The following is a 7142-nucleotide window of genomic DNA, read 5'->3' on the forward strand; positions in this document are numbered from 1 at the left end:
CTTTTTCCGTTATAATTTAAACTCATTTACTACTTTTCTTAGCTCATCCGCCTGATGGGAAAGCTCAATCGCAGATGCATTGATTTCTTCCATTGCAGCGGAACCTTGCTCTGCAGCAGCAGCTGAAGTTTCGGTATTAGAAGCTGTATTTTCAGCAATTTGTGTAACTTCCACAAAAGATGCTGCAACCTCTTGGCTAAAGTTAAGTGTTTTCCCAATTTGATCGACCATTTTATCAATAATTGCAATCGTATCATTTGTTTGATTCATAATTTGATCTAGAGAGGCGTTTGTTTCATTTGCCACTTCAACGCCTTTAATAACATTTTCAACACCTGCATGATTTTGTTGCACAATCGATATTACTTCGGTTTGAATGGATGTGACAATTCCTGTTACTTCTTTAGCGGCATTTCGAGATTGTTCTGCTAATTTTCGTACTTCATCTGCAACTACAGCAAAACCTCGACCATGTTCTCCTGCTCGAGCAGCCTCGATTGCGGCATTTAATGCAAGTAGATTTGTTTGTTCGGCTATGGACGTAATCGTTTTAATGATTGATGTAATTTCGTACGATTTAGTTCCAAGAGACTCTACTGTTTGAGATGTGTTCGCCATCGTTTCTTCAATGTTCATCATCACATTGGAAGAATGTTGAACGGACTCGCTTCCTTTGCGCGCAGCTTCAATCATCTGATCCGTCGCTTCTTTTACAGATTGTGCATCGTTGTTTAAGTATCTAGTCGCTTCTTCTAAAGAATTCATTTTTTGAATAGCAACGGTCATACTGCGCATTGTATGTTCACTACCTGAAGCGATTTCATTTGTCGTGTCCGCAATAGATTGAATCGTTACAGCAGTTTCATCCGACGAGGCCATTAGTTCTTGTCCACTTGCCGATACATTTTCAGTTAGCATGCTTACTCGTTTAACCAAGTCGGCAATCGAACCGATTAAAATATTGGTGCTTTCTGCAATTTCTGAAAATTCATCTCTCGTACGGATCTTCACACGTCTCGTTAAATCTCCACCTGCTTGTGCAATTTCTAAAATGGAACGATTGATAGAGTACGTGCTTCGCTTAATAGAATAGAAAAGATAAATTCCGAATGATAATGTTAAGAGAACTGAAAAAATCGTTAAAGCAACAAATAAGTATAGGGAGTTATTATTTTCTTTCTTTAATAAAGCAATTTGTTCGGCATTATTTTTAGCTAATAATTCATTCATTGAAGCAATATGAACATCTACATAGCTCATAGCCGTTTTACCGTTACCAGCGTTTACAATTTTTTGAGCGGCTTCAATACCTTGGGCATCTCTGAGCTCGATTACTCTTTCCGAATATTGTAGATAGGTCATAAAAAATTGGTCAATTGATTGTATCTTTTGCAGTTCCTCTGGTCGATCTTTATATGTTTTATGTAATTCTTTTAAGTGTGTAACAATCAAATCTTTATTTTGTCTGTAAGTTGTCATATAATTTGTCTTACCTGTAATTACATAACTTTGTTCAGCGTTTGCGAGTTGTGCAATTTCAGTGGCGATTTTATTGACCATCATTTGCTCTTTCATTTCCACATTTGTAAACGCTTCAAATGCTCTTTGTGAAGAAGACATTTTGGTGGAAGTTAAGACAAGCATCGAAACTAAAATAATAATTAGTACGGAAAATATTAATAACACCCGTCCACGAATGGAATGCAATATAGTTGGATTAGATGTTCTAATCGTACTTTTATCCTTTCTTCTACCTTTTTTAAAGAGGGATAAAGTAGGGTTTTTCGTTTCTGTATTATCGTTCTTTTTCCTTCTTTTTTGTTGAAGCCATCGTAGTGATTTTTTCTTTTGTTTAACACCTTTTACCAAACAAACCAACCCCTTCTTGATGTGTTACATAGTAATATCATTAAGTTTACTTGTTTTGTCTTATATTATCTACATTTTTATGAATTTTCTATGTCCTTGTGACTAAAGGAGGAGGAACTATATGAATCAGTCCTTTTATTTATTTGCATTAAAATATCGTGGGGGTCAAAAGGAGGATAAGAAATCTCGGTTTGCGGAAAGTATGTTCGAACAACATGATTTTCCAAAAACAGAAACTTCTTTTCATGCACTTTCCCAATATATTGAAGAATTAGCGCATCCGGAACTTACGGCAAGTATTTTTGATGAACTTTGGGAGCATTATATAGAAGGTTATTAGTAGCTTGTTCGTTGCAATTGTGCCAAAAAAACTGTATTATTAACACGATGCATATTGAGAAATGAGGTTATTTAAATGAGTATTCATATTAGTGCAAAAAAAGGTGAGATTGCGGATACAATTTTACTACCAGGAGATCCGCTTCGTGCGAAATATATCGCTGAAACATTTTTTGAGGATGTTGTTCAGTATAACGAGGTTCGTAACATGTTTGGATATACTGGTACATATAAAGGAAAAAGAATTTCTGTTCAAGGTACTGGAATGGGAGTTCCTTCAATTTCAATTTACGTTCAAGAGTTAATGAATGACTATGATGTGCAAAAACTAATTCGTGTTGGTACTTGTGGAGCTATTCAAAAAGACGTAAAAGTACGCGATGTAATTCTTGCGCAAAGTGCTTCAACAGATTCTTCGTTGAATAAAGTACTTTTAGATGATCTTAATTTTGCACCAACTGCAAACTTTGATTTATTATACAAAGCTTATAATGTTGGAAATGAAGCAGGTTTAAACTTAAAAGTTGGTAACGTATTTACTGCAGATTTATTCTACAACGAAAATGCTCAATATGAAAAATGGGCAGATCATGGAGTTCTTGCAGTAGAAATGGAAACTGCAGCTTTATATACATTAGCTGCTAAATTTGGACGCCAAGCACTTTCTGTATTAACAGTTAGTGACCATATTATTACTGGGGAAGCTACTTCTTCTGAAGAACGTCAAACAACTTTCAACGACATGATCGTTGTAGCGTTAGAAGCAGCAATTCAGGACTAAGAGAACTAAAGTGAGAATAGACTGTCATAAATGGCAGTCTTTTTTTTAAAGGTTTAAAGCTACTTTTGAAGAGGGTGAAAAATTTGGACGAACAACAGCAAAACAATGAAGAACCAAGACGATTAGAAGATACAAATCCATCTCGTTTTATTAAGATAAAACCATTTGTTTTTCTATTAACTATTTTCTCCCTAGTTATCGTAACAGTTGCAGTGACCATGCTTTATTTGACATGGGGAAATGAACCACAATCCGAACGCTCGGAGTTTTCTAAGTTATATATGGCATATGACAAACTAGAAGCAGAATACTATAAGGATATTGATGAAGAAGCAATTATCAATGGTGCGATAAACGGAATGATTGATGCGTTAGATGACCCTTATTCCGATTATATGAACGAAAATGAAGCTTCCCAGTTCAATGAAAGTATTTCTTCTAGTTTTCAAGGAATTGGAGCTGAAATACAAGAACGTGATGGAATTATTACAGTAGTTTCTCCTATAAAAAATTCACCTGCTGAAAAAGCAGGGGTATTACCGAATGATAAAATTATGGCGGTAGATGGAAAAGATATTCAAGGATTTAGTGCATCCGAAGCTGTTTTATTAATTCGTGGGAACAAAGGAACAGAAGTGACGCTGTCTATTAAACGTGGTGAAAATGCTGCGATGGATGTCACGATTACACGAGACGAGATTCCTATTGAGACGGTTTATGCGGAAATGATAGATGATCAAGTGGCACATATTATTATTTCTAGTTTTTCACAAAATACGTATGAAGAGTTACTCACTGCCATTGATGAAATGAAAAGTGAAGGTATGAAAGCGTTAGTACTTGATGTAAGGCAGAATCCAGGTGGACTATTAAATTCTGCTATCGATATTTCGAACCTGTTTGTTGAAGATGGAGAACCACTACTTCAAATAGAAGATAAAGGGAATACGATTGTAACGCCAGCAACTCCTGGTATGCGCATAGATGTTCCAGTAACTATTATTATCGATGAAGGAAGTGCTTCTGCATCGGAAATATTAGCAGGTGCATTAAGTGAATCAGCGGATGTGCCGTTAGTAGGTTTAAACTCATTTGGTAAAGGTACTGTACAAACAGTGAATGATTTACCAGATGGTTCGAATATTAAAATTACTACTGCTAAATGGTTAACACCAAAAGGAAACTGGATTCATGAAAAAGGAATTGTACCTGACTATGTCGTGGAATATCCTAGTTATGCGATGTTATCACCTTTAGATCCGTCCACTACTTTAGAAGAAAATCAGTCCTCTGAAGCTGTTCAAAATGCGAAAGAAATGCTACAAGCTATTGGCTATGAAGTAGGAGAGATAGATGAGAAGTTCGATGCCCAAATGACGACGGCGGTGAAAAAGTTCCAGTCAGACAACAAGCTTGAAACGACTGGAAAACTTGTAGGGGACTCCACTTTCGTTTTAATGGATAAAATTCGTGAGAAAATTGTCAATGACGATCCACAATTGCTAAAAGCAAAAGAAGTAGTAACAGAGTTATTAAATAAATGAAAAAAGCTGGCCATTTTGGTCAGCTTTTTCAACACGCCTAAAGGAGCTAACATACGATGAAAGATGTCTATTTATTGAGCGGTTTTCTAGGAAGCGGTAAAACTTCGCTATTAGCGCACATAATCGAGCAATTTAAAGCAGAAGGCATAAAACCTGCTGTTATTATGAACGAATTAGGGAAGCTTGCTTTTGATAGTAGAGCTGTAGATAATGAAGTCCCTTTAAAAGAAATGCTAGAAGGGTGTATTTGTTGTACAGGATCTGAAAAAATGGAGGCACAGCTCCAAATGCTTCTAGAAGGAGAAGATTTTGACGTTTTATTAATTGAAACAACTGGTGCTGCACATCCGGTCGAAGCAATGGATGCAGTTCTTTCTCCTTTATTTGCAAACAAGTTGAACATGAAAGGGATTATTACGGTTGCAGATTGCAAAAGATGGCTAGATCGTGACAACATGACCCCGCAAACGAGAATGCTCTTTTTAGAGCAAATAAAACATGCGCACTTAATAGTAGCAAATAAAATCGATTTGCTTACAGAGGAAGAAACTTTAACGGTTACGATGCAAATACAGGCGTTAAATGATGTAGCACCTATTATACAAACTTCTAATAGTAAACTTCCTATAAAACTGTTAAAAAACATGGAAGCAACGTTCCATGATAAAGAGGTTCATGAAGCTGCAATTGGAAAACAACTAACACTCTCATCCCGACTACATACATTTCAAGAAGGGCTACATCAAGAAGAATTTGAAGAATGGGTTCGAAGTCTGCCGGATACAGTTTATCGGATGAAAGGATATGTTCCATTAAAAGGACATAAAAATCCATTTCTATTCCAATATGCTTATGGTATGGTCCAGTGGCTCCCTGAGTATATGAAAATGCCACCGCAAATCGTTATTATAGGAGAACAAGTGGACAAACTAGAGATAATCGGAAGTGGACGAAATGATTAACGCTTTTCGTACATTATATAAAGATCGCAAGTTTACTACTGAACTTCAAACAGAAGAACAAGTACGCGAAGTGATAAAATCCGAACTTTTAGATGAATTTACACATCCAAGAGCAAGATTGTCACCAGAAAAAAAGTTGAAACTTGCTTTAGATAGAATAAGTGTATGCACGTTGTCGGATGACGAAAAGAAATGGATAGAGAATGTCTATAAAGAAGAATATATAAATCTGTCAACAGAAGATAGAACGTAATATTTAAGTATAGTGGGTAAGTTATCCAATTATCTTGCAGGAAATAGTCGTTTCTAATAACATTTTCTTTAAAAATGGTCTCACTGGAATATTTTATCCTAATTTTTCTGCTGATTTTGTGTTTACAATAGGGGAGCACAAAAGAAGGAGGAAATGAAAATGAATAAAAAACATTCTATCATGGTTGGGTTACTTGCAGGTGGCTTATTACTTTCAACTAATACAGCAGAAGCAGCAATGACAACTGGAAATTCACAAACTACTTCTGAGGCAAATACATCCATTACGTATCAATGGCAGTCTCCGATTAACGTTATGTATAATTACAATATAAATGACTTAGATATTCAAAGTATATTAAATGGAGAATTAAAAGCTCTAGAACCAATTATTCTAAAGGAACTACAACAAGCTCAGAAACAACTAGTTTCAGAAAAAGAAAAAGTAGTTACAAAACCTGTCGTTAAAGAAAAAGCGCCAGTAGCTGAAAAACCAGTTATTAAAGAAGAAGCACCGGTAGTAGAAAAACCAGTAACACCACCAGTGGCTGAGAAACCAGCAAAACCAGTAACACCACCAGTGGCTGAGAAACCAGTAACACCAGCACCAACACCAGAAGTTAAAGAACCAGTAAAAGAAAATAACGAATCAGTACAAGTATCAGCTGAGATCCAACAAGTAGTAGATTTAACAAATCAAGAACGTGCAAAAGCGGGATTAAAAGCATTGCAAATTGATACAAAACTTACACAATCAGCGCAAGCGAAATCACAAGATATGAAAAACAAAAACTATTTTTCTCATACGAGTCCAACATACGGCTCTCCATTTGATCAAATGAAATCATTTGGCATTACGTATAAATCAGCAGCAGAAAATATTGCAATGGGACAACCTAGTGCAACGGAAGTTGTAAAAGCGTGGATGGAATCGCCAGGACATAAAGCAAATATTATGAATCCATCTTATACACATATCGGAGTAGGATTATCTGATAGTGGATTTTATTGGACACAACAATTCATTGGAAAATAATTAATTCGAAAAAACCTACCAAGGTGATAACTTGGTAGGTTTTTTTGACGCTTTAGGAAACTATAAAAATCAAGCCATTTGTAAAATTTTTTTTATAAGGTATGCCATTTCTTATATCGAACTCCATATAGGGATAATGCGTCGTATAGTGCTCTATAAAGAGTCCATTATGATTTTCGCTGCATGACGGATGCTTTCCGCCGGGTGAGCGATGAGCTTTCACCGCCGCTTGCGTGTACGTTGTGAAGTCCATCAAGTAAACTTGCTATTTTGAGAATTGGTTGCTTTCATCGGCATTTTAGTTGCTCTTACACTGATTTGATTGCTTTCAGACTAGAACTGGTTGCTTTCAATGATTA

7 protein-coding genes are annotated in these 7142 nt (G+C 35.9%); 6 read left to right on the forward strand and 1 reads right to left on the reverse strand.

The window, feature by feature from the left end:
- Positions 1-9: 9 nt before the first annotated feature.
- Entirely contained in the window at positions 10-1869 is a 1860-nt protein-coding gene (locus tag FG383_RS12575; protein ID WP_246096990.1) for a methyl-accepting chemotaxis protein, read from the reverse strand.
- Positions 1870-1990: 121 nt separating this feature from the next.
- Between FG383_RS12575 and FG383_RS12580 the strand changes: the two genes are divergently transcribed.
- From FG383_RS12580 to FG383_RS12605, 6 genes are all read left to right on the forward strand, one after another.
- A complete protein-coding gene (locus tag FG383_RS12580) occupies positions 1991-2209 on the forward strand; it encodes a YozE family protein (protein ID WP_142607740.1) in 219 nt (72 codons plus the stop codon).
- A gap of 75 nt (positions 2210-2284) precedes the next feature.
- Positions 2285-2989, forward strand: a complete 705-nt coding sequence (gene deoD / locus FG383_RS12585; RefSeq protein WP_142607741.1) for a purine-nucleoside phosphorylase — start codon at positions 2285-2287, stop codon at positions 2987-2989.
- A gap of 83 nt (positions 2990-3072) precedes the next feature.
- Positions 3073-4533 carry a S41 family peptidase gene (locus tag FG383_RS12590; protein ID WP_142607742.1) on the forward strand — a complete coding sequence of 487 codons (1461 nt, stop codon included), beginning with the start codon at positions 3073-3075 and terminating at the stop codon, positions 4531-4533.
- A gap of 56 nt (positions 4534-4589) precedes the next feature.
- Positions 4590-5495 (forward strand): CobW family GTP-binding protein, encoded by a 906-nt coding sequence (locus tag FG383_RS12595; protein ID WP_142607743.1) that lies wholly within the window; start codon positions 4590-4592, stop codon positions 5493-5495.
- Complete coding sequence (locus tag FG383_RS12600; protein WP_142607744.1) at positions 5488-5748, forward strand: hypothetical protein; 261 nt, start codon at positions 5488-5490, stop codon at positions 5746-5748. The genes FG383_RS12595 and FG383_RS12600 overlap by 8 nt, the downstream gene beginning before the upstream one ends.
- A 159-nt stretch (positions 5749-5907) precedes the next feature.
- A complete protein-coding gene (locus tag FG383_RS12605) occupies positions 5908-6783 on the forward strand; it encodes a CAP domain-containing protein (RefSeq protein WP_246096991.1) in 876 nt (291 codons plus the stop codon).
- Positions 6784-7142: the final 359 nt, after the last annotated feature.

It is taken from the genome of Psychrobacillus soli, from assembly GCF_006861775.1.
Classification (GTDB): Bacteria; Bacillota; Bacilli; order Bacillales_A; family Planococcaceae; genus Psychrobacillus; species Psychrobacillus soli.